The following is a 25,195-nucleotide window of genomic DNA, read 5'->3' as shown; positions in this document are numbered from 1 at the left end:
GGGGAGGGCGGGTTGAGCAAGCCGGCTAGTTTACGCTGGCGGGTTTATTGTTGCAAAACCTGAGTTTAAGGCTTAGAATCGCGGGTTTCAGATTCCGCTCATCAGGAGAAAGATTCATGGCTAACAGCGCACAAGCTCGCAAGCGTGCACGCACAGCCCTTAAGCAGCGCGCGCATAACGCCAGCCTGCGTACTGCGTTCCGTACTGCAGTAAAGAAAGTGCTCAAGGCAATTGAAGGTGGTGACAAGGCTGCGGCCAAGGTTGTGTTCCACGCTTCCACCAAAGTAATCGACCGTATCGCTGACAAAGGCGTGTTCCACAAGAACAAGGCAGCTCGTCATAAGAGCCGTCTGTCTGCTCAGATCAAGGCCATGGCCTGATCCCAGCCCAGCGCTGACGAATACGCAAAAAGGCCCCGCAAGTGCGGGGCCTTTTGTGTTTTCCGGGCCAGCTTAGCCTCGGCTTTGTTGCGCCAGTGCCACGACCCGTGTTTCAGCCCAGCAGGGCAAAGGCCTGGCTGGCCATTTCCCCTTCTTCATCGGTAGCCAGTACGTAAGCGTGATGCGGGCTGCCGGCGCTGGTCAATTGCCGTGCATGGGCCAGATTGGCGGCGTGATCGGCTTCAAAGCCCAGCCAGCCCAGTTGACCCAACACGCGGCCGCGTACTTCAGCCGAATGCTCACCAATGCCTGCGGTAAAGATGATGGCGTCCAGCCCCTTCATGGCTCCCGCCAGCGAGGTGATCTCGCGCACGATGCGATAGCAGAACAGCTCCACCGCCTCACGCGCTGCCGGCAGGCTGCTGGCCAGCAGTTCGCGCATGTCGGCGGACACACCACCGGATACCCCCAGCAGACCGGAGTTTTTGTATAGTTCGCGCCGTACCTCGCCCACACCCATGCCTTCGTGTTCCATCCAGTACAGCACCACTTCCGGGTCCAGATAACCCGGTCGCGTGCCCATCATCAGGCCATCTACTGCAGAAAACCCCATGCTGGAGGCCACGCTGCGGCCTTGCTGGATGGCGCAGGCGCTGGAGCCACTGCCCAGATGGCACACCGCTACCATGGCATCGGCCAACCCCAGGCTAGCCAGCTTGCGGGTGATGGAGGCATAGGACAGGCCGTGAAAGCCGTAGCGGCGTACGCCTTCGTCGTGCCAGTGGCGGGCAATGCCGAAGCGGGTAGCCACTTCCGGCTGGCTTGCGTGAAAGGCGGTATCAAAGCAGGCCAGCTGCGGCAGCGCGGGGTCGAGCGCGCGAAACGCTTCGATCACCTGCAGGCTGACCGGCTGGTGTAGCGGGGCCAGCGGGATATATGCCTCTAGTGCCTGGCAACTGTCCTCATCCAGCCGGGTGACTGCGTGGAAGCGACTGCCGCCATGCACCACCCGATGCACCACGGCGGCGACCGCGATGCCGTGGTCGGCCAGGGTGTTGATCATGGCGGCAACGGCAGCCTCGCGGCTGTCATCACCCAATTCGCGTTCTTCCAGTTGCTGGTGCAGGGTGTCGTGCAGGCTGAGGCTGGTGTGCTTCTGGCCAAAGTGGTCGATCAGGCCGCGCATCAGCAGTGCGCCGCCATCCATGGCGTAGGCGCGGAACTTGAGGGTGGAGGAGCCGGCGTTGACGGCAATCAGCGCCTTGATCACTGGCTGGCCCCACGACGGCGGTGCGCCAGCACATTGGCCACGGCGGCCGAGGCCAGGCGGCCGGTGGCATCTTCGGCACGGCTGGTCAGTACGATGGGGACGCGCGCGCCCATCACGATGCCGGCGGAGGCCGCGGCCGCCAGATAGGTCAGCTGCTTGGCCAGCATATTGCCCGATTCCAGGTCAGGCACCAGCAGGATGTCCGGGTCGCCGGCCACTTGCGACACGATGCCCTTGGTATCGGCGGCCTCGTGCGAGATGGCATTGTCGAAGGCCAGCGGGCCATCCAGCAGGGCACCCTTGATCTGGCCACGGTCTGCCATCTTGCACAGCGCGGCAGCATCCAGCGTGGCGCGCATGGCTGGGTTGATGGTTTCCACTGCTGCCAGAATGGCGACCTTGGGGCAGGCAATGCCCAGGGCGTGGGTCAGGTCGATGGCGTTCTGGCAGATGTCGCGCTTGGTCATCAGGTCGGGCTCGATGCTGATGGCGGCATCGGTGATGAACAGATAACGCGGATAGCTTTCCACCTTCATGATGAACACATGGCTGATACGGCGGTCGGTGCGGATGCCGGTATTGCGCGCCAGTACTTCGCTCATGAATTCGTCGGTGTGCAGGCTGCCCTTCATCAGGATGTCGGCATAGCCATCACGCACCAGCTTGACTGCCTCTTCGGCGGAGGCATGGCTGTGCGGGGTGTCGATCACTTCGTAGCGGGAAAGGTCGACATCCAGTTCTTCCGCCAGCTTGTTCAGCCGGCTGCGCGGGCCGATCAGGATGGGGGTGGCAATGCCGTGTTCGGCTGCCTCTACCGCACCCAGCAAGGCTTCGCGGCTGCAGGGGTGGGCCACGGCCATGGGCAGCGGACCCAGATTGGTGGCTTGTTGCAGGATGTCGTCAAATGCTTTGTCATCGCGGGTCATGGATGGTCTCCGGGGCGCGAGCAGGATAGGGGAGGCTGGCCAGCGCAGGCGCTGGCCGCCGTGGCATCAGGCCATGATGTGATGGCCGCCATCGACATAGATGGTCTGGCCGGTAAGGCTGCGGGCGGCATTGGAAATGAGGAAGGCGCAGGTCATGCCCACGTCTTCGATATCCACCAGCTTGTTTTGCGGTGCACGGGCGATGGCGTCGTCGATCAGCTGGTCGAAGTGGGCAATGCCGGAGGCGGCGCGAGTCTTGAGCGGGCCGGGAGAAACCGCATGCACGCGGATGCCCTTGGGGCCGAGTTCGCTGGCCATATAGCGCGACACGCTTTCCAGCGCGGCCTTGACCGGGCCCATCATGTTGTAGTTTTCCACCACTTTGTCAGCACCGTAGTAGCTCATGGTGATCAGCGAGCCGCCATCTTTCATCAGCGGTTCGGCATGGCGGGCCATTTCCACGAAGGAGTAGCAGGAAACATGCATGGCTTGCTGGAAACCGTCGCGCGAGCAGTCGACCACACGGCCATGCAGATCATCCATCGGGCAGAAGGCGATGGAGTGAATGACAAAGTCCAGCTTGCCCCAGTGTTGCTCGATATCGGAGAACACTTGTTGCATCTGGCCCGGCTGCTCCACATCCAGCGGCATGACCAGCGGGGCTTCCAGTTTGTCGGCCAGCGGGCGCACGTATTTTTCCGCCTTGGCGTTCAGATAGGTGACGGCGACTTCGGCCCCCAGCTCACGCAGCACGCTGGCGCAGCCGTAGGCGATGCTGTTTTCGTTGGCGATGCCGACAATCAGGCCTTTTTTGCCATTGATGATATTGCGGATGCTATCCATATAATCCTCTTGTAAAACCATTTTTTAGAGTAGGTCGATGTCATCCTGGCAGCGCGATGTTGCGAGTGCGTGAAAACAGCATTTTTGTATTGCGGCGACAGTCGGATATAATCGAAGGTTTGCGGGTAAGCTACTTGTGTTTGCCTTCTCTGGCCGCACTTTGCATCATAGGTCAGAGTCACGCATTTATTGTGCACTGCAGTAAAAGCGTATTGTGCACTGTAGCAAAAATACGCCATTTATGCCATTTACATGATGGTTGGAGTGAAATATGCCGATCTACGAATACCGCTGTACTGCCTGTGGCGCAGCCAAGGAACATCTGCAGAAAATGAGCGATGAGCCGATCGCCCAGTGCCCGGCCTGTGGCAGTGCCGACTATCACAAGCAATTGTCCGCTGCGGGCTTCCAGCTGAAGGGTTCCGGCTGGTATGCCACCGACTTCAAGAATGGTAGCTCCTCTTCCGGCAGCTCCGGCGCGGGTGGTGGCGGCCACAGCTGCGGCAATGGTTCTTGCGGCGGCGGGTGCGCTTAACACTCCATGACACAAATCAAAATGACCGTACGGGGCTATCTGGTGGCCGGCCTGCTGATCTGGCTGCCGCTGGGCATTACCCTGTGGGTGCTGAACCTGATCATCGGTTCGCTGGACCAGACGCTGAACCTGCTGCCGCACGAGTGGCGGCCGGAGCAGCTGTTTGGCTTCCGCATACCCGGCTTGGGGGTGGTGTTTGCCTTTCTGATGCTGCTGGGTACCGGCATGTTCGCGGCCAATGTACTGGGCCAGCGCCTGGTGGATTTCTGGCACGGGCTGCTGTCGCGCACGCCTTTCGTCAAGTCCATCTACAACAGCGTCAAGCAGGTCAGCGACACGCTGCTGTCGGACTCGGGTCAGGCTTTCAAGAAGGCGCTGCTGGTGCGCTGGCCGCATCAGGATGCCTGGACGGTAGCCTTCCAGACCGGTTCGCCGGCACCGCAAGTGCTGGCTGAAATGGGTGAGGAAGAGCATGTCAGCGTCTATGTGCCGACCACACCGAATCCGACTTCCGGCTATTTCATCATGGTGCCCAAGCGGGACACGCGTGAATTGACCATGAGCGTGGACGACGCGCTGAAATACGTGATCTCCATGGGGGTGGTGGTACCCAATCCGCCGCCGCAGGAGCAACGCTCCCGCCTGAACGACGAACTCAATCGCCAGGGCTAGGCTGCCATGCTGCCTGGCCCTGCAGTGCACTGAACTACATTCAGACTTACCAATACCGAATTCAAGACAAGGGTTATCCGATGCGTACCGATTACTGCGGACTTATTGACAAGAAATACCTCGGCCAGACCGTTACCGTGAAAGGCTGGGCGCACCGTCGCCGCGACCACGGTGGTGTAATCTTCATCGACCTGCGCGACCGCGAAGGCCTGGTGCAGGTGGTGATTGATCCGGACACCCCGGAAGCCTTCAAGCTGGCCGACAGCAGCCGTAACGAATTCGTGCTGGCCATTACCGGCATCGTGCGCGAACGTCCGGCAGGCACCGCCAACAGCAAGATGATTTCCGGCGAAATCGAAATCCTGGCCAAGGAAATCGAAATCCTCAACAGCGCCGCCACCCCGCCTTTCCAGATCGACGACGAGAACATCTCGGAAAACGTCCGTCTGCTGAACCGTGTGATCGACCTGCGTCGTGCGCCGATGCAAAAGAACCTGCGTCTGCGCTACCGCGTGGCCATGGGTGTGCGTAATCACCTGGACAAGCAGGGCTTCATCGACATCGAAACCCCGATGCTGACCCGCTCCACCCCGGAAGGCGCCCGCGACTACCTGGTGCCGTCCCGCGTGCATCCGGGCGAATTCTTTGCGCTGCCGCAATCGCCGCAGCTGTTCAAGCAGCTGTTGATGGTGGCCGGTTTCGACCGCTACTACCAGATCACCAAGTGCTTCCGCGACGAAGACCTGCGTGCCGACCGTCAGCCTGAATTCACCCAGATCGATATCGAAACTTCGTTCCTGAACGAAGACGAGATCATGGACATCACCGAAAACATGGCGCAGGAAATCTTCCGCGATGTGATGAATGTCGAGCTGGGCAAGTTCCCGCGCATGACCTACGGCGATGCCATGTTCCTGTACGGCTCGGACAAGCCGGACCTGCGTGTCTCGCTCAAGTTCACCGAACTGACCGATCTGATGAAGACCGAGGAATTCAAGGTCTTCCGTGGTGCCGCCGATATGCCGAACGGCCGCGTAGTGGCCTTGCGCGTACCGGGTGGTGCCGCCATTTCCCGCAAGGAAATCGACGAGTACACCCAGTTTGTCGGCATCTACGGTGCCAAGGGTCTGGCCTATATCAAGGTCAACGACAAGAGCAAGATCACCAACGACGAAACCAGCGGCCTGCAGTCGCCCATCGTCAAGTTCCTGTCGGTGGCTGCGCTGGAAGAAATCATGGCGCGCACCGGTGCCGACAACGGCGACATCATCTTCTTTGGTGCTGACAAGGCCAAGGTGGTGAACGAAGCCATCGGCGCGCTGCGTATCAAGATCGGTCATGAGCGTGGTGAGAAGGATGGTTACTTTGTGCGCGAATGGCGTCCGCTGTGGGTGGTGGATTTCCCGATGTTCGAACACGACGAAGAAGCCGACCGCTGGACTGCCTGCCACCATCCGTTCACCAGCCCGAAACCGGGCCATGAAGACCTGATGGACACCGACCCGGCTGCCTGCCTGGCGCGTGCCTACGACATGGTGCTGAACGGCTGGGAAATCGGCGGTGGTTCGGTGCGTATCCACCGTGCCGACGTGCAGGAAAAGGTCTTCGCCGCGCTGAAGATCACCCCGGAAGAGCAACAGAACAAGTTTGGCTTCTTGCTGGACAACCTGAAGTTTGGCGCGCCGCCGCACGGTGGCCTGGCTTTCGGTCTGGACCGTCTGGTTACCCTGATGGCTGGTGCCGAGTCCATCCGCGACGTGATTGCCTTCCCCAAGACCCAGCGTGCCCAGTGTCTGCTGACCAATGCGCCGAACGCAGTGGACGACAAGCAGCTGCGCGAACTGAACCTGCGTCTGCGCCAGAAGGCTGAGCCGGCAGCCTGAGCCTGATGGCTTTGGGCATGTGCTCAGAAAACGGACACTGCGGTGTCCGTTTTTATTTTTCTTGTAAATTATCTATGTACATATGTAAAATTATAATTAATTCAAGGAGAGCAAAATGACACGGCAAGCTGACAACAAGGCCATCGTGGTAGAACGTACCCAGACCGGGGTGAAAATCGAAAAGCGCCTGCTCAAGGTATTGAAAGCCATGGCCGAGTATCACGACATCACCCTGGGCGACCTGCTGGAAGGCATCGTGCTGCATGCCTTTGATGGCAAGGTGGCCTTTGGCGAAGAGTCGCTGGCACGCATCCGCCAGCTCAAAGAGGTATACGGCCTGGAGCTGGATGCCAGCGCCAGCCACCGGCTGCAGGAAAAGTCCTGACGCTCCATGGCGGGTGCAAGGGTCGGACAGCTTGAAACCACAGCCTGCCGCCCGCATCTAATAAAGATCGCCAGCAGGGCGAACCGGCTATTGCGAAACTTTATCGACACGATATGGATTTACAATTTGCCGGTCACGGGCGGGCTGTTTTATAAAGCCCCCGCATTCCGCAGCGTTTTCGCATCGCCCGATACCGTAAACGCTGTCATATCAAGAAACTCAAGGAGATCCGCATGGCCGTACTCGTTGGTAAGCAAGCACCGTTCTTCGCTGGTGAAAAAACCTTCTCCGCCGTTCTGGGCGATGGTCAGATTGTTGACAACTACTCCTTCCAGGAAGCCACTGCCGGCAAATACGCCGTAGTGTTCTTCTATCCGCTGGATTTCACTTTTGTTTGCCCGTCCGAGCTGATCGCCTTTGATCACCGCCTGGCTGAATTCAAGGCCCGCAATGTAGAAGTGATTGGCGTATCCATCGACAGCCAGTTCACCCACGCTGCATGGCGCAACACCCCGGTGGAAAAGGGTGGCATCGGCCAGGTTGGTTACACCCTGGTGGCCGACATCCAGCACGAACTGTGCAAGGCTTTTGACGTGGAAGCCGACGGTGGTGTGGCCTTCCGTGGCTCCTTCCTGATCGACAAGGCTGGCGTGGTACAGCACCAGGTGGTTAACAACCTGCCGCTGGGCCGCAATGTGGACGAAATGATCCGCATGGTCGATGCCCTGCAATTCACCGAAGAGCACGGCGAAGTGTGCCCGGCTGGCTGGAACAAGGGCAAGAAGGGCATGAAGCCGAGCGCCGACGGCGTGGCTTCCTACCTGGCAGAAAACGCTGCTCAGCTGTAATTGTTCTGCTTGACCTGCCGTTATTACGGCAGCGTTGGTACGTGAACCCCGCTTTCAGGCGGGGTTTTTGCGTGTGGCCTGCTATACCTGAGTAAACAGATATAAATAGGTGGCCCATTTGCAACAGTCTCCTCCTCAGGTAGAAACAGCCGTCCGGCTACATATCCTGAGCCTGACGCGTGATGCCCAGCCATTTTCCATGATTGCTGCAGCTCTGCTGGCGCTGACCATGCTCATGCATAGCCCCTGGCCCAATGTGGCTGGCTGGTGGGGTTGTATATTCTGTGGCCAGCTGTGCTATCGGCAGCAGATCGTCGGTCTGTTGCGCCAAAGCCTGTTGAGCCAGTCCATCAGCCAGCGCGATTTTCGCCGCTTCTGTGGTTATTCGCTGCTGATCAGCCTGCTGTGGAGCAGTGCGCCATGGTGGCTGGTCAGGGATAACGACCCGCTGTATATGATGCTGGTGTTGCTGTGGCTGGCGGCGGTGGCCGCCGCCTATGCCGCCTATTTTTCCAGCGTGCGTCCCCTGTTTTATCTGGCGTTGCTGGTGTTGGTGCTGGGGGCCATGCTCAAGCTGCTGCTCAGCGGCGTGCCGGTGTTGTATCTGGCCGCCTTGTCCTGCCTGTTGTACGGCGTGGCATTGGTGGTGGTGATCTGGCCCTTGCATCGCATCATTCGCGACAGCTTTGTTGCGCGCGATGAAAACAGCCAGTTGCTGACCGAGCTGAGTGTGCAGCAGCAGCAACTGGAAGCGGTGAATCTGCAACTGGAAGAGCAGGGGCGCTTGCTGGACGAAGCCTTGGTCAAGGTGGAGGAACTGGTGGCACATGATCCGCTGACCGGCGCGCTCAGCCGGCGCGCCATCATGTTGCAGGGCGAGCGACTGCTCGAGCATGCCAGTGTGTCGGGGCAGCCATTTTGTCTGGCCATGCTGGACTTGGACCATTTCAAGGCCATCAATGATCATTTTGGCCATCTGGTGGGCGATGAGGTGCTGCGCCAGACCTGTCTGTTGCTGGGGACCGACCTGCGCGGCAGTGACAGCCTGGGGCGCTATGGCGGGGAGGAGTTCATGCTGCTGCTTAGCGGTGTGGAGCTGGCCCAGGCACAGCCACGGCTGGAGCAGATGCGGCTGCGGCTGCAGCAACACGACTGGTCAGACTTGACCCCGCAGCGGCCGGTGACGCTGTCCATTGGCCTGGTTGCCTGGCAGCCGGGGCTGGACCTGGCACAGCTGATTCATCGCGCCGACAATTTGCTCTATGCCGCCAAACGGGCGGGACGCAACCGCGTGATGGTGGAGCAGACGGCGGCGCTGGCCGAGAAAGGCAGTGCATGAAGCCTGTGCTCGCATTGCCGCAGGACGATGCCGGATGGCGTGAAGAGGCGGACTTGGTGCGCTACTTCATCGACATCGCTTATCGCTCGATTCCGGCCGTGATCTGCGGCGTGGCCATTCTGGTCGCCTTCATGTACCAGCACGCGCTGCCCTTGCATCTGGCGGTGTGGTTGCTGCTGTTCGGCCTGGTCGAGTGGCGACTGTGGTGGGTGATTCGCCGTTTTCGGCGTGCCGACCTGCATCCGGGCAGCGTGTTCCAGCACTACACGGCGGTGCGCGATTGCGTGCTGGCCGATTGCCTGCTGTGGGGGGCTGCTATCTGGGTGATGGACGCACATCAACTGGATAATCCGTATCACATGCTGCTGCTATTGTGGCTGACCGGTATCTTTGCCTTGCTCTGCATCATGGTGGCGGCTTGTCGGGATATCCACGCCCTGTTCTTTGTCGCGTTCTGGGGCTATCCGCTGTGCAGTCTGCTGGCGCATGGCCAGCGGCTGGAGTGGATGGTCCTGGCTGGCTTGCTACTGTATCTGGCGGCGCAGTGGCGTTTTGTCAGCCGTTTCCACCGCACGCTGTTCGATACCGTCAAACTGCGGCATGACAATCAGAGCATGATGCAAAGCCTGGTGGAGTTGCATGTGCAATCTGCCGTCAAGCGTGAACAGCTGGAGCAACAGCAAAGAGCGCTGACCGAGGCCATTGCCGAGCGCCAGCGGCTGCTGGAGTGCGATGCCCTGACTGGCTGCTATAACCAGCGTGCCTTGCGCCGGCAACTGGATATCCACGCGGCAGACAGCACAGCCAGCGGCCGTGTGTGGGCCTTGTCCATGCTGGATCTGGATCATTTCAAGCAGGTCAATGACAGCTTTGGCCATCAGGCGGGAGACACCGTGTTGCAGCAACTGGTGCAAGAGCTGTCCCGCCTGTTGCCACCAGGGCTGGAGCTATTCCGTTATGGCGGTGAGGAGTTTGTCATTCTGGCCGCCAGGCTGGGCGAGGCCGATCTGGCTGGCATGCTGGACGACATTCGCCTGACGTTGGCCATGGCACGCTGGGAAGCGTTGCCTGCCAGTTGGCAACAGACCTTGTCAGCCGGGGTGGTGGCCTGCCGGCCGGGGGATCCGGTCAACCATAGCCTGCAACTGGCCGACATGGCCCTGTATGCGGCCAAGCATCAGGGGCGCAACCGGGTCTGTCTGGCCAGCACGCTGGCCGCGCCGGCGCTGGAGCGCTTTAGCCGTAGCGGCTAGGCGCGTTATTTCAGTGGCAGTTTGGCCTTGACCGTGTGCATCATGGTGGCTTGTGCGCTGGCCACCGGGTGCAGGCCGTCAGGCTGAAACTTGCTGATGTCAGTGGCAAAGCCGGCGACCAGCAGCGGTACATAGGGCAGCTGGTTGCGTTTGGCGATACTGTCGTATACCGCGCGGAACTCCGCAGTGTAGCGGGGGCCATAGTTGCTGGGCAGTGCCATGCCAACCAGCACCACCCGTGCTGCAGCCCGGCGCGACAGATTCACCATCTGCTGCAGATTGTCCTGCAGTCTGGACATGGGCAGGCCGCGCAGGCCGTCATTGGCACCCAGCTCCAGTACCACGATATCGGGTTTATGGCGGCGCAGTGCCTCCGGCAACCGTGCCAGGCCGCCATCGCTGGTTTCTCCGGAGATGCTGGCATTGATAATCCGGTGTCGTGGCTCCAGATCCTGTTGTAGCAGGCTGACCCAGCCTTGGCCCGGTGCCAGTCCGTAGCCTGCTGACAGGCTGTCCCCCATCACCAGAATGGTGGCGGCAGAGGCCGGCAGCGCCAGCAGGGCGGCACACAGAACGCGAACAATGTAGACCATTGCAGAAGGCATATGACTCCAATCGATAACAAGGCAGTGCTGTCGGCGCAGAATCTGGCCAAACAGGTAGTGTTTAACGGCGAACCGCTGAATATTCTGCATGCGGCCAGCCTGAGCGTAGGCCCGGGCGAGAGTGTGGCCATCGTCGGGGCTTCCGGCTCTGGCAAATCGACCCTGCTGTCCTTGCTGGCCGGACTGGATCAGCCCAGCAGCGGAGAAGTGGCCTTGTTCGGCCAGTCGCTGGCTGGGCTCAATGAAGACGGCAGGGCGTTGTTGCGCAGAGACAAGGTGGGGTTCGTCTTCCAGAATTTCCAGCTGATGCCACAGCTGACCGCACTGGAAAACGTCATGCTGCCGCTGGAACTGGCTGGGCGCAAGGACGCACGCGACAGCGCCAGCCAGATGTTGTCGCATGTCGGCCTCGGGCAGCGGCTGCGGCACTATCCGCGCCACCTGTCCGGCGGCGAGCAGCAGCGCGTGGCACTGGCGCGGGCTTTTGCCATCCATCCTGGCATTTTGTTTGCCGATGAGCCAACCGGCAACCTGGATGCCGCTACCGGCCGTCAGATCATCGACCTGCTGTTCCAGCTCAATAGCGAACAACACACCTCGCTGGTGTTGGTGACCCACGATAACGAGCTGGCCAGCCGCTGCGATGCCATTTACCGCCTGGTGGATGGCCGCCTGAACGGAGCGCGGGCATGAGCTGGTGGAGCCGTCTGCTGCTGGCCGCACGCTTTGTGCGACGCGAAATCGTTTCGGGCGAACTGACCATTCTGGCGTTGGCGCTGCTGGTGGCGGTGACGGCGCTGACCAGCGTGAGCTTTTTTTCCGACCGGGTCGAGCGCGCGCTAACCACCCAGGCCACCCAGTTGCTGGCGGCTGATCTGGTACTCAACGGCAATCAGCCGGCACCACCGGCCATTCGCCAGGAGGCGCAACGGCGTGGTCTGCAGCTGGCCGACAATATCAGTTTCCCCTCCATGGTGTTCGCCCAGGGGCAGGCGACACTGGCCACCTACAAGGCAGTCAGCAACAGTTATCCGCTACGCGGTGAAATTACCTTGCGCGGCGCAGACGGACAGTCAAGCAAGGGTGTGTTGCACCCGGCTGCCGGTACGGTATGGGCGGATGCCCGCCTGCTGCGCAAGCTGGGGCTGAAGCTGGGCGAGCGCATCAGTGTCGGCAATACCTCGCTGCTGCTCAGCGGGGAAATCCTGCGCGAGCCGGACGGGGCAATGGACCTGTACAACTTTGTGCCACGGCTGATGTTCAACAGTGCCGACCTGCCCGCTACTGGCTTGATCCAGGAAGGCAGCCGCGCCCGTTGGCGTTTGATGCTGGCCGGGGACGACCAGCAGATCAGCGCCTTTCGCCAATGGCTGGGCCAGCATTTGCCGGCCGGCAGCCGGCTGGAAAATGTGGAAGAAGCCCGCCCGGAAATACGCACGGCGCTGGAGCGGGCACGCCGTTTCCTTGGTCTGACCGCCATGCTCACCGTGGCGCTGGCGGCCGCTGCCGTGGCACTGGCGGTACGGCGTTATCTGGCGCGCCACTGGCAACCGGTGGCGGTATTGCGCTGCATGGGGCTGACCTCGTCCGAGGTATTGGGGCTGTTTGTCTGCCTGTTCTTGCTGCTGGGCTTGCTCAGCGGCGTACTGGGAGCGCTGGCCGGTTATGCCGTGCAGCTGGGGCTGATGCAGCTAAGCAGCCGTTTTGTCGGGGAAGTCCTGCCTGACCCCGGTTGGCATAGCTGGCTGCTGGGGCCGGCTTCTTCACTGCTGTTGCTGGCCGGCCTGGCCTTGCCGCCGCTGCTGGCCATTCGCAATGTCTCGCCACTGGCGGTACTGCGCAACGATGTGGTGTTGTTGCGCAGCAATCTGCTGGCGCCGCTGGCCGCAGTGCTGGCCTTGTTGGCGTTGGCCGCCTGGCAAATGGACGATGCTGTGCTGGCGGCCTGGCTGCTGGCCGGGATGACCGCCTTTTTCGCCGGAGTGGCTGCGCTGGCCTGGGGCATGTTGTGGCTGTTGCGGCGGCTGCCGGCGGGGCCGCGCATCGGCTGGCGCTACGGCGTGGCCAATCTGGCGCGCCGCCCCTGGCTGGCCATCGTGCAGATCGTGGCGCTGGCGGTGGGCATCATGGCCTTGCTGACGCTGACCGTGGTGCGTGACGATTTGATCGCCGCCTGGCAACACAGCATTCCGGCGGATGCGCCCAACAAGTTCGTTATCAATATCCAGCAGAATCAGCGCGCGGCATTGCTCGACCGCTTTGCCGTGGCGGGGCTGCAGCAGCCGGAACTGTCGCCGATGATCCGTGGCCGGCTGATTGCCATCAACGACAAGCCGCTGCGTCCCTCCGCGCTGCAAGACGAGCGGGCCCGCCGTCTGGCCGAGCGCGAGTTCAATCTGTCGTGGCGTGATGATTTACCGCAGGGCAACCAGCTGGTAGCCGGCAGCTGGTGGCAGGGCAAGGCCAAGCCGCAGTTTTCGGTGGAGCAGGGGCTGGCCGGCACGCTGGGCATCCGGCTGGGGGATACGCTGGCCTTTGATATCGGCGGCAGCACCTATCGCGCCCGCGTCACCAGCTTGCGCGCCGTGGCCTGGGACAGCTTCCGGGTGAATTTCTTCGTGCTGGCACCGCCTTCGCTGTTACAGCAGCAGCCGGCTAGCTGGATCAGCAGTTTCCGGCTGGATGGCACGCAGGAGGAGTTCGCCAATCGGCTGGTGGCGGCCTTCCCCAATATCACCATCATTGACGTTACGGCTATTCTGGACGAGGTGCGCGCCATGGTAGACAAGCTCACCCGCGCCATCGAAGCCATGTTCGTGCTGGCGCTGGCAGCCGGTGTGCTGGTGTTGTGGGCGGCGCTGGCAGCCACCCGTGACGAGCGGCTGTCTGATATCGCGCTGATGCGCGCCTTGGGGGCCTCGCGGTCGCAGCTGCGCGCCGTGGTATTGGCCGAGCTGGCCTGGCTGGGGGCGTTTACCGGCCTGCTGGCGGCGCTGGGTGCCATGGGCATCGGCGGTCTTGCCGCCGGCAAACTGTTCAATTTGCCGTTTAGCATCAATATCTGGCTGCTGCCTATCGGCATGGCTTGCGGTGTGGCGGTGGTGACACTGGCGGGCTGGCCGCTGGTTGGCCGGGTAACACGCGCTTCGCCACTGGCGATTTTACGCGCCGGCTAGTAAGCCCATAACAAGGCGGGCAGGATAGCCCGCAAGGAGTGTGGAGAGATGGATACGCAAGTTCTGGCCGCCATGGCCAAGTGGCCGAATGTGCCGGCAGTGTTTGGCTGGTTGCGGCTTGATGGACGCGGGCAGTGGTGGATACGTGATGAGCGGCTGAGCCACGAAGGCATGGTGGCCTTCTTCAACCGCAACTACAGCCGCGATGCACAGGGCCGCTACTATGTGCAGAACGGCCCGCAAAAGGTGTTTGTCAGCCTGGATGCCGCACCGCTGGTGGCACGGCTGGTCGATGGCGCATGGCAGACACTGCCGTGTGATGACGATGTGCAGGCACGTGCGGCCTTCATGACACCCGAAGGCCAGCTGTTCATCGAGATTGCCGGCGAACTGGCTGTGGTGGACGACCGTGATCTGGCGGCGGTCGCCGCTGCTGGCCTTGCCCAATGGGATGGTGATGTCACACGGCTGCCCGCCACCTTGCAGTTGGAGGGCCACCCGCTGCCACTTAGCCTGCATACCCTGTCGGCACTATGGCAGCGTTATGGTGTGGTGACCCGGCCGCAGGCCTAGCCGCTCGCCCGGCCTCAGTCCAACCGTACCGCCCTGGCTCGGACCAGGCGCTGGCGGCCGGCCAGCAGACCGAAGCACAAGGCAGCACCGGCAATGCCACCAAACAGCCAGCCCACCGGAGCCCAGTTGCCGGCCACATCATGGATGATGCCGGCTGCCAGCGGGCCGCAGGCAGCAATGGTATAGCCCACCCCCTGGGCCATGCCCGACAGGTGAGCCGCTACGTGGCTGTCCGGTGAGCGCAGTACCAGCAGGCTGAGCGCCATGCTGAATGCACCACCCTGACCTATGCCCAGCAGCACCGCCCACAGCCATAGCTGGCTTGGCGGGGCATACAGCATGCCCAGCAGGCCGGCCAGCGTCAGCGTCATCACGCAGGCGATGGGCAGGCGCTGGTCAGGGCAGCGCTGCGCCAGCAATGGCACGCCTAGCGAGGCAATCACCTGCACCATGATCGACAGCGACATCATCAGGCCGGCATCCAGCGGCGACAGCCCGCGTTCAATCAGAATCGACGGCATCCAGCCAAATACGATGTAGGACAGCGAAGACTGCAGGCCCATATAGGCGGTGACCTGCCAGGCCAGTGCTTCACGCCATAGTCCGCTGACCTGCCAGTGGCCGGCATGTTGCTGCTGCCCCTGGCCCAGTTGTGGCCACCACACCGCGAAAGCCAGCAGGGCCGGGATGGCCCAGAAAGCCAGTGCCGCCTGCCAGCGTTGACCAAACAGGTGATCCAGCGGCACGGTGGCGCCGGCGGCCAGCGCCGCACCCAGGCACAGGGCCATGGTGTAAACGCCGGTCATCAGGCCGGCCTGCTGCGGAAAGTCGCGCTTGACGATGCCCGGCAGTAGCACGCCGATCATGCCGATGGCGGCTCCGGATAGCAGCGAACCCAGCAGCAGGCCGTGCAGGCCAAGCTGGCTGCGCAGGGCGATGCCGGCCGCCAGCAGCAATAGCACGGCGGCAATGCTGCGTTCGCTGCCAAAGCGGCGCGCCAGTTGCGGTGCCAGCGGGCCAAACAGCCCCAGGCACAGTACCGGCAGCGTGGTGAGCAGGCCGGCCATGGTGGCGGAAATGCCTATTTCGGTTTTGATCTGCCCCAATACCGGGGCCAGGCTGGACAGGGCGGGGCGCAGATTGATGCCGATCAGCACCAGGCCCAGCACCAGCAGCCAGCGCGGGGAGGTGGGTACGGGGGCCTGCTGCACACCATCATCATCGATTTCGGCGTCTATCAGCAGTTCGTCCGCCAGACTGGGCGGCGCAGAGTGGGAAGTGCGGGACATGATGTTCTTTTATTGGGGTTGAACGTGTGGCAATCAGCCTGCACTGGGTGGCAGCAGGGTATCCAGTGCCTGCAATAGCGGGCCGGTGACTGCGGCGGCGGCCCGGGCGGCAGCGGCTGCATCGCCATTGCGAATGGCGGTGACGATGGCCTGATGCGAGGCCAGGTCCGGATCGGGCAGCGCCTCGTCCTGAATGGAGAACTGGATGCCCAGTTGCACCGTGCGCGAGAAATAGCGGTACAGCTCGGCCAGTGCAGCGTTGCCGCAGGCATCGGCAATGGCCAGATGAAAGTCCAAATCGCGGGCAATGAAGTCGTCGGCGTTTTGGTACTGCTGTTGTTCGCCGCGTACCGCCAGGCAGCGTTCAATCTGGGCAATGTCCTGCTCATCGGCGCGCAGGGCCGCCAGTCGGGCGGTGCTTTCCTCCAGTACCGCCCGTACTTCCAGCTGCTCGCGCAGGCTGGCCCGGCTGATGCTGCGCATGGCCTCGGCCGGGCTGGTGATGGCACGGACATAGGTGCCGTCGCCCTGGCGGACTTCCAGCAGGCCGGCATACAGCAATACCCGGACCGCTTCGCGCACGGTATTGCGGCTGATGCCCAGTTGTTCGGCCAGCTCCGGCTCGGTGGGAATACGGCTGCCCACGGCCCATATGCCGCTGGTCAGTCGCTGGCCCAGTTCCTCTAGCGCCAGATCAACCAGCGAACGCTTGCTTTGTGTCAGTTTTGTCATGGCTATGGTTATTCATCCAATCATCCTATGTATTTTGCCGTGTGTTGGCACTGGAGGCAAGCGGGAGATTGGGAGAGTGTGGAGTGGAGGGCTGCGGGGATGAGAGTAGGAGTGGCGGGCTGGAACAGCCCGCCTGACTGCTTATTTGGCTGCGGAAGCGGAATCCTTCACGCATTTCTTCACAAAGCTGTTCTTGGCAGCGCCAGCCAGTTTCTTGTCGGCGGCCTTGCCTTCACACATGGCTTGCGGTGCGGCAGCCTTGCTGTCTTTTTCACATTTCTTCAGGAAGCTGGTCTTGGCGGCGCCAGCCAGTTTTTTCTCGGCCGCCTTGGCATCACAGCTGGCGTCTGCAGCCAGAGCGACATTGGCAGTGGCCAGGGTCAACAGTGCCATCATCACGAATTTGCGCATTGCAGGTTCCTTTTATGTTGGGCGGGAGATATTCCCGGCTTGCCGGCCGGCGTTGAGGGTGAAAAACCGGCCTCAGGCAAACTACCATAAAACACATGACAAAAATTATCCATTACGGATTGTTACAGCGCTTTTCAAAGTTTGTTCCTGGTGCGATCACTTGGCTGGCGATAGCGCGTGGGCCAGCTGGCGCGCGTTCTTGGTGGTCCAGTTGTTGATCATCTTTTTCAACAGCTCGGCAGTGATGGCTTCGTCCTTGGTCTTGCTGCCCGGGTTTTCCAGCAGGTTGACGCCGCCAGCCAGCAAGGTGTGATCCTGCGAGTCGTCAAGCTGGCCCATGGTGGACACTTTTAGCAGATAGGGATCGGTGCCGGTTGCGAAGCGCGCCAGATTAAAGGCCGCCTTGATCGGCAGGATGTCGCTGACTGCCAGGCCCGGTTTGTCCTGCTGGAAGCCGGTTACCGCCACCCGTAGGCGGGCCACGCCTGGCCCCGGCTCGGTGACCACCTTGATGTGTTCCTTGCGCAGCGCGGTTTCCATGCTCATGCGGTAGTAGCGGTCGATCTTGTTTTTTTCGGCGGCGACCAGCAGCTGCCAGTTGCCGTCGGGCTGTCTTTCCAGAAATGACAGGGGCTCGAGAATGATGGCGTGGTACTGCTTGAGGTCTGCGCCTGGCTTGAGATAAAGCATCTGGCCGGGCACTTTGGGATTGGGCTGGAAAGCTTCCGGCGGCAGATTGAACAAGTGTTGCTGGTTTTCCTCGGCGATGGCTGTGTGGCTGAGCGCGCTCATGGCGACCATGGCGCAGGCAAGGCGGAAAAACGGTTTCATTGCAGGTGTCTCCGGTATGGGGTGTGCAGCATGGGAGAAGGCCGCTGGCCAGGAGTTCCCTCATGTGGGCAGCTCGGCGCAGAGCTTACTATAGCTGCCATGACATTGTGATGCTTGCCCACCTTCAAGCTGACGCGGTGGCAGGCCGGAGTGTGGTGACCCGTCCCATGCGGCATGCCAGACATGGCCCTTGCTGGTATCATCTCCCCCTTGCCCAATCACCCTGTCGCCGATACCCGCCGTGCCTGCCAAACCCAGACGAAAATCTCCTGCCTTGTGGCCTCGCATCCTGTTGCTGGCCGTGCTCACCGTTGCCGCCTGGCTGAGCTGGGTGGTGCTCATTCCGGTCGACCTGCCGCAATCGCCTTACAAACTGACTATCGGCCCCAACCGCACACTGGGGCAGGTGGCGCGGGCTTTGGCGGATGAAGGGGTCATCCGCAACCGCAATATCATGATGTTGCTGGGGCGGGCGCAGGGCATGGATCGCAAGATCAAGGCCGGCCTCTACCAGTTCAATGAATCGGTATCGATGTGGAACATTCTGCAGCGGCTGGCGGATGGCCATCCCGACGAGGCCAGCCTGACCGTGATCGAGGGCTGGAGCTTCCGCCAGCTGCGGCAGGCAGTCGACCGCAATCCGGATATCGTGCATGAAGCGCGTGAGCTGAGCGATGCCCAGTTGCTGCAGCAGCTGGGGCTGAACGATATCAAGCCGGAAGGGCTGTTTTTCCCCAGCACTTATCTGTTTACGCCCGGCAGCAGCGATCTGGATCTGTACCGTCGCGCTTACGCCACCATGCAGCAGAAGCTGGAAGCCGCCTGGGCCGCGCGCAAGCCGGATCTGCCCTATCACACGCCGTATGAGTTGCTGATCATGGCCAGCCTGGTGGAAAAGGAAACCTCGCTGGATGCCGACCGCCCGCTGGTGGCCGCCGTGTTCGTCAATCGCATCAACAAGGGCATGCGCCTGCAGACCGACCCCTCGGTCATCTACGGCATGGGTACCGCTTATCAGGGCAATATCAGCAAGGCCGACCTGCGCCGCGATACCCCTTACAATACCTATACCCGTAGCGGCCTGACACCGACGCCCATCTCGCTGCCCGGCAAGGCCGCGCTGGAAGCTGCCGCCAATCCGGCCAACTCCAGCGCCCTGTATTTCGTGGCCAAGGGCGATGGCAGCTCCTATTTCTCGGAAACGCTGGAGCAGCACAATCAGGCGGTGCGCAAATATATTCTGAAGAAAGGCTCCAATGGCTGAGCACACTGGCCGTTTCATCACGCTGGAAGGCATCGATGGCGCTGGCAAGAGCACGCATCTGGGCTTTATCCGCGACTGGCTAACCGCGCATGACATTGCGGCTGAATTCACCCGCGAACCGGGCGGCACTCCGCTGGGCGAGCAGGTGCGCGCCCTGTTGCTGGCGGTAGATACCCAGGTCTCGCTGGAAGCGGAAACCCTGCTGATGTTCGCCTCGCGCCAGCAGCTGCTGTCCAGTCTGATCCGCCCGGCACTGCAAGCCGGACGCTGGGTGGTGTCCGACCGCTTTACCGATTCCACTTTCGCCTTTCAGGGTGGTGGGCGCGGCGTGGCCGCCGAGCGCATTGCCGTGCTGGAAGACTGGGTGCAGCAAGGCCTGCAGCCGGACCTGACCCTGCTGTTTGATGTACCGCTGGATGTGGCCAGCCAGCGCATGGCCGGCAGCCGCCAGCTGGACCGTTTCGAGCAGGAAAAGGCTGATTTCCATCAGCGCGTGCGCGATGCCTATCTGCAACGTGCGGCCCAGGACCCACGTTTCCGGGTGCTGGATGCCACTCGCAGCATTGCCCAGCTGCAACAGGATATCGCTGGCCATCTGGCGGCCTTGCTGGAGCGAAGCTGATGCTGTTTCCCTGGCAACTGCAAGACTGGCAACGGCTGAACGCCGAGCGCGCCCGCCTGCCCAATGCCTGGCTGTTCATCGGCCCGGCCGGCACCGGCAAGCTGGAATTCGCCCTGCATCTGGCGCAATCGCTGCTGTGTGAACAATTGCAGGCCGATTACCAGCCATGTGGCCACTGCGAAGGCTGCCGCTGGTTCGAACACGGCACTCACCCCGATTTCCGCCGCCTGTCACCGCAGACCGATGACGAGGAAGAAGGCAAAGAGGCCAAGCCTGGCCGCAAGTTGCCGCTGATCAAGATCGAGGCGGTGCGCCAGGTGATCGAATTTGCCCATCTCACCGCCCACCGTGCCGGGCAGCGCATCGTGGTGGTGGAGCCGGCGGAAAACCTCAACCCGGCCGCCGCCAATGCCTTGCTGAAAATCCTCGAGGAACCGCCGCAGGATGTGCTGTTCCTGCTGGTGGCCCAGGCGGCACAGCGCCTGCTGCCCACCATCCGCAGCCGCTGCCGCCAGTTTCCCTTGTCGGCCCCCAGCCCGGCCCAGGCGCTGGACTGGTTGCGCCAGCAGGGGGTGAGCAATGCCGAGGCCGAGCTGGCCCACAACGGCGGCGCCCCGCTGTTCGACCATGATCCGGTGCTGGCCAAGCTGCGCAGCCAGTTTATCGATGGCCTGGGCCAGCCTACTTTCGCCAGCATCCTCAATCTGGCGGAGCTGGTGGACAAACAGAAGCTGCCGCTGGCCATTCCGCTGGGCTGGCTGGGCAAATGGCTGCACGACCTGGCTGGTTTGAGTCTGGCAGGGATTGTCCGCTATCATCCCGAGCAGCAAGCGGTATTGCAGCAGCTGGTGTTGCGCTGCGACCCCGTGGCGCTGATGCGTTGCCAGGATGCCCTGCAACAGCTGGCCCCCTTTGGCCAGCACACCCTTAATACGCGGCTGCAGCTGGAAGCGCTGCTGATGGATTATCTGAAGATTTTCGCCGGATGCCGCCAGGGCTGATCGACTGCAGTACACCTGCTGCAGCGGCTATCTATAATGCAGGAGCCATGTGGATGGCGGCTCTTGGCAGCATGACAAGGAAAGCGGAAAACGCGCATATGGAAAATACCACCCGTCCCGACCTCACCCGTCCTGGCGTGCTGTCGCTGCATATCAAGGAGCGCAGCGCCCTGTTTGCTGCCTATATGCCCTTCCTGAAAAACGGCGGCATCTTCATTCCCACCAACAAGGACATGAAGCTGGGCGAAGAGGTCTTCCTGTTGCTGACCCTGATGGACGAGCCGCAGAAAATCGCCGTGCAGGCCAAGGTGGTATGGATCACCCCAGCCGGTGCCAATAACAGCCGGGTACAGGGCATAGGCGTGGAGTTTTCTGCTGGCGAAGCCGGCACCCAGGCCAAGGCCAAGATCGAAACCCTGCTGGGCGGCGTGCTCAACTCCAGCCGCCCCACCCATACCATGTAATCCCGTTGCCCGGCCTCGGCCGGGCACATTGCCAGCCAGATACCACACCATGCTTGTCGATTCGCACTGCCATATCAATTTCCCCGACCTCTCCAGCCGTCTGCCCGAGGTGCTGGCCAATATGCAGCACAACGGTGTCGAACTGGCGCTGGTGATTGGCGTCTCCCGCCCCAAATATCCAGAGGTACTGGCGCTGGCGGAAAACCACGGCAATCTGTACGCCACCGTCGGCATTCACCCGGACGACCCGGATGCCGAAGAATTCAGCGAGGACGAACTGCTGGCCCATGCCGCCCATCCACGCGTGGTGGGCATCGGTGAAACCGGGCTGGACTACCACTGGTGCAAGGGCGACCTGGAATGGCAGCACCAGCGTTTCCGCACCCATATCCGCGCCGCGAAACGCGCCGGCCTGCCGCTGATCATCCACACCCGCGAATCAGCAGCCGACACCATCCGCATCCTGCGCGAAGAGGGGGCCGATCAATGCGGCGGCGTGATGCACTGCTTTACCGAAAACTGGGAAGTGGCGCAGGCTGCATTGGAGATTGGCTTTTATATTTCCTTCTCCGGCATTGTCACTTTCAAGAACGCCGCGCAGATCAAGGAAGTGGCGCAAAAAATGCCGCTGGAACGCATGCTGGTGGAAACCGATTCGCCCTATCTGGCCCCGATTCCCTATCGCGGCAAGCTGAACGAGCCGGCCTATGTGCGCCATGTGGCCGAGCATATCGCTCAGCTACGCGGTATCACCTTAGAGGAAGTGGCCGCCGCCACCAGTGATAACTTCTATCGTCTCTTCAGTAAAATCCAGCGCCCGCAAGCCGGGCAGCAAGGCTGATGCCATGAGCGCACTGCAACCGGGTCAACTTGAAATCACCATTCTCGGTTGTGGTTCCAGCTCGGGCACCCCGGCTATTGGCTGTCAGTGTGCCACGTGTACCTCAAGCGACCCGCGCAATCACCGCACCCGCTGCTCGGCCTATGTGCGCTGCGGCGAACTGGGCTTGCTGATCGACACCGGGCCCGACCTGCGCCAGCAAGCGCTGCGCGAAGGCATCCGCCAGGTGGATGCGGTGCTGTATACCCACCCGCATGCCGACCACCTCAATGGTATCGATGATCTGCGCGCCTTCTGCTATGTCCGGCAAGGCGCGGTGGTGCTGTATGGCAATGCCTTCACCATGGACAACATCACCAGCCGCTTTGGCTATGCGCTGCAGCCACCCTCCAAGGTGTGGGACAAGCCGGTGCTGCTGCCGGAAGTGGTCAGCGGCCCGTTCCAGCACGCCGGCCTGTCCATTACTCCCATTCCGCTGCAACACGGCAGCTGGCCCTGCCTGGGCTGGCGCATCGGCAATGCCGCCTGGCTGACCGACCTGTCGCATATCCCGGATGACAGCCTGGCCTTGTTGCAAGGGTTGGATGTGCTGTTTCTGGATTGCCTGAATATGGACGGCTACCCCTCGCATCTGGGTTTCCATCAGTCATTGCAATGGGCCGAACGCATCGGCGCCCGTCGCACCGTGCTGATCCACATGATTCACCGCCTGGAATACCACACGCTGTCGGCGCTGTGCCCGCCGGGAGTGGAGGTGGGGTATGACGGATTGAAAGTGCAGCTGTAAGCGTCAGCCACCATGCCGGCTTGCGCCCGGCTCTGGCAAGTCATCCAGCGCACTACCCCGCAGCAGGTGCCGGTTGTAGCCCAGGGCAATCAGTTGTTGCCATGCCTCCAGTACGGCAGGAGGTATCTGCAGTGCTTGCTGAAAGCCCAGTCGCGGATAGCGCAGCAAGCGGTGGATATCGCCCACCATTTCTTCGATCAGCCCGAATACGCCCACCATATTCGATACCTCCCAGGGGAAGGCAAACTCGGGCGCGTCCACGCTGCAGCTGATGCCTGGCCATTGCACGGGCTGGGTTTGCATGACACGGCGGATGGAGTTGGGTTTGGTCACAAAGGTCACGCTGCGTGCATCCGGACACAGGGCACGAGAAAACGCCAGGTTTTCGGCAAAGTTGCGCGCCTGTGGTTCCAGTAGTAGTTGTGACGCAGGCACTCCCAGTGCGTGGGCGCGTTCGGCAAAGACCTCGGCTTCCGGTTTGCTCCACAAATCACGGGTCCAGTTGCCGGTATTGCCGCTGATCAGTATGCGCGGGGCAATACCCCGCTGCAGCAATGCTACTGCGTGATCGACCACGCGCAGATCATAAGAGCCACATACCACCAGTACATCACAGGCTTGATGGCTGCGGCCGGCACTCAGGAAGTCCCACAGCTGGCTGGCGTGTTGCAGGGTCGTCGTGGTCGGGCAGGACATGCGCGGCTATTTCTGCGGAATGCTCTGGCCGCTGACCGGTACGGCGGTGACTGCATTGTCCGGGCTGCCGTCGATCAGTTTGTCGGAGTAGGTGAGGTAGACTAGGGTATTGCGCTTGGCATCGACGATACGCACCACCCGCACGTGCTTGAACACAAAGGAAGCACTTTCCTTGAACACTTCTTCCTGCTTCGGCAGCGGTTTGGCAAAGCTGATAGTGCCGATCTGACGACAGGCTACCGAAAAGCGCGACGGGTCTTTGGCCAGGCCGACTGCCCCGCTGTAGCCGCCGGTCTGGGCGCGCGACACGTAGCAGGCCACGCCGCTCACCGCCGGGTCGTCGAAAGCGTCCACCACCACCTTGTCATTGGGGCTGAGCAGACGGAAAGTGGTGGAGATCTTGCCGACTTCTTCGGCATAGGCGCTGGGCAGGCTGCTCAGGCCGGCCAGCAGCAGGGTGGCACAGAGTTTTTTCACGGCAATGCCTTGTTCAGGGAGTGAGAAACTGCAGTCTAAGCCGACGGCGCGGTTTTGCCCATTGCCGCTTGCTGGCGCTCGAATTCGTGCATTTCACTGGCGATGAAGTGGCTGATCATGGTGCGGTAGACCTCGGCGGTCAGTTGCGGATCGGCACCCAGTTCGCCGGCCAGCTTTTCCACCCGGCGCATGACCTGATCCACCCGTTTGCCACCTTCCACCTCGTCGCTGCTCTGCTTGAAGGCTGCCGCCTGTTTCACATACAGGCCGCGCTCGGCCAGCAGGGCGACCAGCTCGCGGTCGATACGGTCTATCTGCGTGCGCACTTCTGGCAGATTCTGGCACTGGTAAACAAATTCCATGGTGGTGTCCTCAGTGGTGGCGGGCGGCTTGTAGCAGGGCGCGGGCCAGCGGCGGGCATTGCCCTTGCAGGGCAGCGCGCTCGGATTGAAACAGGGTGGCAATAAAGAAGGGATGGTCGTTCAGCTCGACGGCACGTACTTCGCCATCTTCATCAAAGGCGGTGGCTTGCAAGGGTCCGCTGGTCAGTTCGCTGGCAAAGGCCGGGTTCAGCCCGTAGCGGCAGCGATAGCCTTCCATGGCGGAAGCCTGCCCATAAATGGCGGCCAATTGCGAGCCGGCGGCAAAACGCACCTCGGCACGGGTTTCCACCAGGGCGCAGCTGAGCGGGGCGATGACGGTGCGCTCGGCTGCGGGGGCGGTTTCGCCATGCTCGGCATCCTGCCAGCCCAGCACATGGCGGGCGTATTCGAGGATGGCGTGCTGAAAGCCGCCGCAGCTACCCAGAAAGGGCAGGCCCTGTTCGCGGGCGTGGCGAATGGCCGTCAGGGCGCCGTCCATGCTGCGATAGGGACTGGCTGGCACACACCAGATGGCGGCAAAGCCTGCCAGGTCTGCCGCGCTGCGGATGCTGTCGGTGGCCAGCCATACGGGTTGGGTAGTCACATCAAGTTCAGTCGCGGCCAGTTGCAGCGCCAGTGGAATGGCCTGGTGGGCGGCCACGCCGGGATCAAAGTCGCCTACCAGTGCGATACGGGTCATGGGCAGTCCTTTTGCTGGTTTAATTTTATC

Annotated in this window: 29 protein-coding genes; 17 read left to right on the top strand and 12 right to left on the bottom strand. The window is 61.7% G+C overall.

Annotation, left to right across the window (positions count from 1 at the left end):
• Positions 1-116: 116 nt before the first annotated feature.
• Positions 117-380 carry a 30S ribosomal protein S20 gene (rpsT, locus tag H2Z84_RS21025; RefSeq protein ID WP_045847229.1) on the top strand — a complete coding sequence of 88 codons (264 nt, stop codon included), beginning with the start codon at positions 117-119 and terminating at the stop codon, positions 378-380.
• A 112-nt stretch (positions 381-492) separates the two neighbouring features.
• On the opposite strand, the gene H2Z84_RS21020 is transcribed toward rpsT, so the two are convergent.
• The 3 genes from H2Z84_RS21020 to fabI form a co-directional block, all read right to left on the bottom strand.
• Positions 493-1,650, bottom strand: a complete 1,158-nt coding sequence (locus H2Z84_RS21020; protein ID WP_181837722.1) for an acetate/propionate family kinase — start codon at positions 1,648-1,650, stop codon at positions 493-495.
• Positions 1,647-2,576 (bottom strand): phosphate acetyltransferase, encoded by a 930-nt coding sequence (locus H2Z84_RS21015; RefSeq protein WP_181837721.1) that lies wholly within the window; start codon positions 2,574-2,576, stop codon positions 1,647-1,649. Before H2Z84_RS21015 ends, H2Z84_RS21020 begins: the two co-directional genes overlap by 4 nt.
• A 66-nt stretch (positions 2,577-2,642) precedes the next feature.
• On the bottom strand, positions 2,643-3,419 hold the full coding sequence (gene fabI / locus H2Z84_RS21010; protein WP_181837720.1) for an enoyl-ACP reductase FabI: 777 nt from the start codon (positions 3,417-3,419) through the stop codon (positions 2,643-2,645).
• Between the two features lie 271 nt (positions 3,420-3,690).
• On the opposite strand from fabI, the gene H2Z84_RS21005 reads away from it, so the two are divergent.
• The 7 genes from H2Z84_RS21005 (at position 3,691) to H2Z84_RS20975 (ending at position 10,334) form a co-directional block, all read left to right on the top strand.
• Positions 3,691-3,954, top strand: a complete 264-nt coding sequence (locus H2Z84_RS21005) for an FmdB family zinc ribbon protein (protein ID WP_181837719.1) — start codon at positions 3,691-3,693, stop codon at positions 3,952-3,954.
• 6 nt (positions 3,955-3,960) lie between these two features.
• Positions 3,961-4,626: a DUF502 domain-containing protein gene (locus tag H2Z84_RS21000; protein WP_103524082.1), complete on the top strand. Its 666-nt coding sequence runs from the start codon at positions 3,961-3,963 to the stop codon at positions 4,624-4,626.
• Between the two features lie 80 nt (positions 4,627-4,706).
• A complete protein-coding gene (aspS, locus tag H2Z84_RS20995) occupies positions 4,707-6,509 on the top strand; it encodes an aspartate--tRNA ligase (protein ID WP_181837718.1) in 1,803 nt (600 codons plus the stop codon).
• A 115-nt stretch (positions 6,510-6,624) separates the two neighbouring features.
• The gene (locus tag H2Z84_RS20990) at positions 6,625-6,894 is read left to right on the top strand and encodes a hypothetical protein (RefSeq protein ID WP_181837717.1); all 270 of its coding nucleotides are present in this window, start codon (positions 6,625-6,627) and stop codon (positions 6,892-6,894) included.
• 233 nt (positions 6,895-7,127) lie between these two features.
• The gene (locus H2Z84_RS20985; protein WP_059287015.1) at positions 7,128-7,742 is read left to right on the top strand and encodes a peroxiredoxin; all 615 of its coding nucleotides are present in this window, start codon (positions 7,128-7,130) and stop codon (positions 7,740-7,742) included.
• Positions 7,743-7,941: 199 nt separating this feature from the next.
• Positions 7,942-9,081, top strand: coding sequence for a GGDEF domain-containing protein (locus H2Z84_RS20980; protein WP_181837716.1), 1,140 nt, complete (start codon positions 7,942-7,944; stop codon positions 9,079-9,081).
• The gene (locus H2Z84_RS20975) at positions 9,078-10,334 is read left to right on the top strand and encodes a GGDEF domain-containing protein (RefSeq protein WP_181837715.1); all 1,257 of its coding nucleotides are present in this window, start codon (positions 9,078-9,080) and stop codon (positions 10,332-10,334) included. Before H2Z84_RS20980 ends, H2Z84_RS20975 begins: the two co-directional genes overlap by 4 nt.
• A gap of 5 nt (positions 10,335-10,339) precedes the next feature.
• On the opposite strand, the gene H2Z84_RS20970 is transcribed toward H2Z84_RS20975, so the two are convergent.
• A complete protein-coding gene (locus H2Z84_RS20970) occupies positions 10,340-10,939 on the bottom strand; it encodes an arylesterase (protein WP_258869517.1) in 600 nt (199 codons plus the stop codon).
• Between H2Z84_RS20970 and H2Z84_RS20965 the strand changes: the two genes are divergently transcribed.
• The 3 genes from H2Z84_RS20965 to H2Z84_RS20955 are packed head-to-tail and all read left to right on the top strand — an operon-like array spanning position 10,940 to position 14,688.
• Complete coding sequence (locus tag H2Z84_RS20965; RefSeq protein ID WP_181837714.1) at positions 10,940-11,632, top strand: ABC transporter ATP-binding protein; 693 nt, start codon at positions 10,940-10,942, stop codon at positions 11,630-11,632.
• Positions 11,629-14,115: an ABC transporter permease gene (locus H2Z84_RS20960; RefSeq protein ID WP_181837713.1), complete on the top strand. Its 2,487-nt coding sequence runs from the start codon at positions 11,629-11,631 to the stop codon at positions 14,113-14,115. The genes H2Z84_RS20965 and H2Z84_RS20960 overlap by 4 nt, the downstream gene beginning before the upstream one ends.
• A gap of 48 nt (positions 14,116-14,163) precedes the next feature.
• Positions 14,164-14,688, top strand: a complete 525-nt coding sequence (locus H2Z84_RS20955; RefSeq protein WP_181837712.1) for a DUF2946 family protein — start codon at positions 14,164-14,166, stop codon at positions 14,686-14,688.
• A 14-nt stretch (positions 14,689-14,702) separates the two neighbouring features.
• Here H2Z84_RS20955 and H2Z84_RS20950 read toward each other — a convergent pair whose 3' ends face one another.
• The 4 genes from H2Z84_RS20950 to H2Z84_RS20935 all read right to left on the bottom strand — a co-directional run bounded on the left by H2Z84_RS20950 (position 14,703) and on the right by H2Z84_RS20935 (position 17,951).
• Complete coding sequence (locus H2Z84_RS20950) at positions 14,703-15,977, bottom strand: CynX/NimT family MFS transporter (RefSeq protein ID WP_181837711.1); 1,275 nt, start codon at positions 15,975-15,977, stop codon at positions 14,703-14,705.
• A gap of 33 nt (positions 15,978-16,010) precedes the next feature.
• A complete protein-coding gene (locus tag H2Z84_RS20945; protein ID WP_181837710.1) occupies positions 16,011-16,709 on the bottom strand; it encodes a FadR/GntR family transcriptional regulator in 699 nt (232 codons plus the stop codon).
• Positions 16,710-16,850: 141 nt separating this feature from the next.
• Complete coding sequence (locus H2Z84_RS20940; protein ID WP_103524072.1) at positions 16,851-17,120, bottom strand: hypothetical protein; 270 nt, start codon at positions 17,118-17,120, stop codon at positions 16,851-16,853.
• Positions 17,121-17,276: 156 nt separating this feature from the next.
• On the bottom strand, positions 17,277-17,951 hold the full coding sequence (locus tag H2Z84_RS20935) for a DUF3313 domain-containing protein (protein WP_181837709.1): 675 nt from the start codon (positions 17,949-17,951) through the stop codon (positions 17,277-17,279).
• A gap of 274 nt (positions 17,952-18,225) precedes the next feature.
• On the opposite strand from H2Z84_RS20935, the gene mltG reads away from it, so the two are divergent.
• From mltG to H2Z84_RS20905, 6 genes are all read left to right on the top strand, one after another.
• Positions 18,226-19,215, top strand: coding sequence for an endolytic transglycosylase MltG (gene mltG / locus H2Z84_RS20930; RefSeq protein ID WP_220272934.1), 990 nt, complete (start codon positions 18,226-18,228; stop codon positions 19,213-19,215).
• Positions 19,208-19,837, top strand: a complete 630-nt coding sequence (gene tmk, locus H2Z84_RS20925) for a dTMP kinase (RefSeq protein ID WP_181837708.1) — start codon at positions 19,208-19,210, stop codon at positions 19,835-19,837. The genes mltG and tmk overlap by 8 nt, the downstream gene beginning before the upstream one ends.
• Positions 19,837-20,838, top strand: a complete 1,002-nt coding sequence (locus H2Z84_RS20920; RefSeq protein ID WP_181837707.1) for a DNA polymerase III subunit delta' — start codon at positions 19,837-19,839, stop codon at positions 20,836-20,838. Before tmk ends, H2Z84_RS20920 begins: the two co-directional genes overlap by 1 nt.
• Before the next feature lie 98 nt (positions 20,839-20,936).
• Positions 20,937-21,302: a PilZ domain-containing protein gene (locus H2Z84_RS20915; RefSeq protein WP_181837706.1), complete on the top strand. Its 366-nt coding sequence runs from the start codon at positions 20,937-20,939 to the stop codon at positions 21,300-21,302.
• A 49-nt stretch (positions 21,303-21,351) separates the two neighbouring features.
• Entirely contained in the window at positions 21,352-22,143 is a 792-nt protein-coding gene (locus tag H2Z84_RS20910) for a TatD family hydrolase (RefSeq protein ID WP_181837705.1), read from the top strand.
• Between the two features lie 4 nt (positions 22,144-22,147).
• Positions 22,148-22,930 carry an MBL fold metallo-hydrolase gene (locus H2Z84_RS20905; protein ID WP_181837704.1) on the top strand — a complete coding sequence of 261 codons (783 nt, stop codon included), beginning with the start codon at positions 22,148-22,150 and terminating at the stop codon, positions 22,928-22,930.
• A gap of 3 nt (positions 22,931-22,933) precedes the next feature.
• On the opposite strand, the gene H2Z84_RS20900 is transcribed toward H2Z84_RS20905, so the two are convergent.
• Genes H2Z84_RS20900 through H2Z84_RS20885 form a run of 4 tightly spaced genes read right to left on the bottom strand, consistent with a single transcriptional unit; the run spans position 22,934 to position 25,165 of the window.
• Positions 22,934-23,626, bottom strand: coding sequence for a YdcF family protein (locus H2Z84_RS20900; protein WP_181837703.1), 693 nt, complete (start codon positions 23,624-23,626; stop codon positions 22,934-22,936).
• A 6-nt stretch (positions 23,627-23,632) separates the two neighbouring features.
• The gene (locus H2Z84_RS20895; RefSeq protein ID WP_181837702.1) at positions 23,633-24,103 is read right to left on the bottom strand and encodes a CreA family protein; all 471 of its coding nucleotides are present in this window, start codon (positions 24,101-24,103) and stop codon (positions 23,633-23,635) included.
• 35 nt (positions 24,104-24,138) lie between these two features.
• Positions 24,139-24,465, bottom strand: a complete 327-nt coding sequence (locus tag H2Z84_RS20890; protein WP_103524063.1) for a chorismate mutase — start codon at positions 24,463-24,465, stop codon at positions 24,139-24,141.
• A 10-nt stretch (positions 24,466-24,475) separates the two neighbouring features.
• Complete coding sequence (locus H2Z84_RS20885; RefSeq protein ID WP_181837701.1) at positions 24,476-25,165, bottom strand: CTP synthase C-terminal region-related (seleno)protein; 690 nt, start codon at positions 25,163-25,165, stop codon at positions 24,476-24,478.
• Between the last annotated feature and the right edge of the window lie 30 nt (positions 25,166-25,195).

It is taken from the genome of Aquitalea aquatica (genome assembly GCF_013911085.1).
Lineage (GTDB): Bacteria > Pseudomonadota > Gammaproteobacteria > Burkholderiales > Chromobacteriaceae > Aquitalea > Aquitalea aquatica.
Note: the sequence above shows the minus strand (reverse complement) of the source record. Positions and strands in the feature narration are given on the sequence as shown.

Coding starts and splice junctions, on each gene's coding strand:
- H2Z84_RS20905 (WP_181837704.1), top strand. CDS start 22,148: ATGAGCGCACTGCAACCGGGTCAACTTGAAATCACCATTCTCGGTTGT.
- H2Z84_RS20950 (WP_181837711.1), bottom strand. CDS start 15,977: ATGTCCCGCACTTCCCACTCTGCGCCGCCCAGTCTGGCGGACGAACTG.
- H2Z84_RS20920 (WP_181837707.1), top strand. CDS start 19,837: ATGCTGTTTCCCTGGCAACTGCAAGACTGGCAACGGCTGAACGCCGAG.
- H2Z84_RS20940 (WP_103524072.1), bottom strand. CDS start 17,120: ATGCGCAAATTCGTGATGATGGCACTGTTGACCCTGGCCACTGCCAAT.
- fabI (WP_181837720.1), bottom strand. CDS start 3,419: ATGGATAGCATCCGCAATATCATCAATGGCAAAAAAGGCCTGATTGTC.
- H2Z84_RS20955 (WP_181837712.1), top strand. CDS start 14,164: ATGGATACGCAAGTTCTGGCCGCCATGGCCAAGTGGCCGAATGTGCCG.
- H2Z84_RS21000 (WP_103524082.1), top strand. CDS start 3,961: ATGACACAAATCAAAATGACCGTACGGGGCTATCTGGTGGCCGGCCTG.
- H2Z84_RS20890 (WP_103524063.1), bottom strand. CDS start 24,465: ATGGAATTTGTTTACCAGTGCCAGAATCTGCCAGAAGTGCGCACGCAG.
- aspS (WP_181837718.1), top strand. CDS start 4,707: ATGCGTACCGATTACTGCGGACTTATTGACAAGAAATACCTCGGCCAG.
- H2Z84_RS20910 (WP_181837705.1), top strand. CDS start 21,352: ATGCTTGTCGATTCGCACTGCCATATCAATTTCCCCGACCTCTCCAGC.
- H2Z84_RS21005 (WP_181837719.1), top strand. CDS start 3,691: ATGCCGATCTACGAATACCGCTGTACTGCCTGTGGCGCAGCCAAGGAA.
- H2Z84_RS20980 (WP_181837716.1), top strand. CDS start 7,942: ATGATTGCTGCAGCTCTGCTGGCGCTGACCATGCTCATGCATAGCCCC.
- H2Z84_RS20970 (WP_258869517.1), bottom strand. CDS start 10,939: ATGCCTTCTGCAATGGTCTACATTGTTCGCGTTCTGTGTGCCGCCCTG.
- rpsT (WP_045847229.1), top strand. CDS start 117: ATGGCTAACAGCGCACAAGCTCGCAAGCGTGCACGCACAGCCCTTAAG.
- H2Z84_RS20900 (WP_181837703.1), bottom strand. CDS start 23,626: ATGTCCTGCCCGACCACGACGACCCTGCAACACGCCAGCCAGCTGTGG.
- H2Z84_RS21015 (WP_181837721.1), bottom strand. CDS start 2,576: ATGACCCGCGATGACAAAGCATTTGACGACATCCTGCAACAAGCCACC.
- H2Z84_RS20935 (WP_181837709.1), bottom strand. CDS start 17,951: ATGAAACCGTTTTTCCGCCTTGCCTGCGCCATGGTCGCCATGAGCGCG.
- H2Z84_RS20990 (WP_181837717.1), top strand. CDS start 6,625: ATGACACGGCAAGCTGACAACAAGGCCATCGTGGTAGAACGTACCCAG.
- H2Z84_RS20965 (WP_181837714.1), top strand. CDS start 10,940: ATGACTCCAATCGATAACAAGGCAGTGCTGTCGGCGCAGAATCTGGCC.
- H2Z84_RS20985 (WP_059287015.1), top strand. CDS start 7,128: ATGGCCGTACTCGTTGGTAAGCAAGCACCGTTCTTCGCTGGTGAAAAA.
- tmk (WP_181837708.1), top strand. CDS start 19,208: ATGGCTGAGCACACTGGCCGTTTCATCACGCTGGAAGGCATCGATGGC.
- H2Z84_RS20945 (WP_181837710.1), bottom strand. CDS start 16,709: ATGACAAAACTGACACAAAGCAAGCGTTCGCTGGTTGATCTGGCGCTA.
- H2Z84_RS20885 (WP_181837701.1), bottom strand. CDS start 25,165: ATGACCCGTATCGCACTGGTAGGCGACTTTGATCCCGGCGTGGCCGCC.
- H2Z84_RS20975 (WP_181837715.1), top strand. CDS start 9,078: ATGAAGCCTGTGCTCGCATTGCCGCAGGACGATGCCGGATGGCGTGAA.
- H2Z84_RS20915 (WP_181837706.1), top strand. CDS start 20,937: ATGGAAAATACCACCCGTCCCGACCTCACCCGTCCTGGCGTGCTGTCG.
- H2Z84_RS20960 (WP_181837713.1), top strand. CDS start 11,629: ATGAGCTGGTGGAGCCGTCTGCTGCTGGCCGCACGCTTTGTGCGACGC.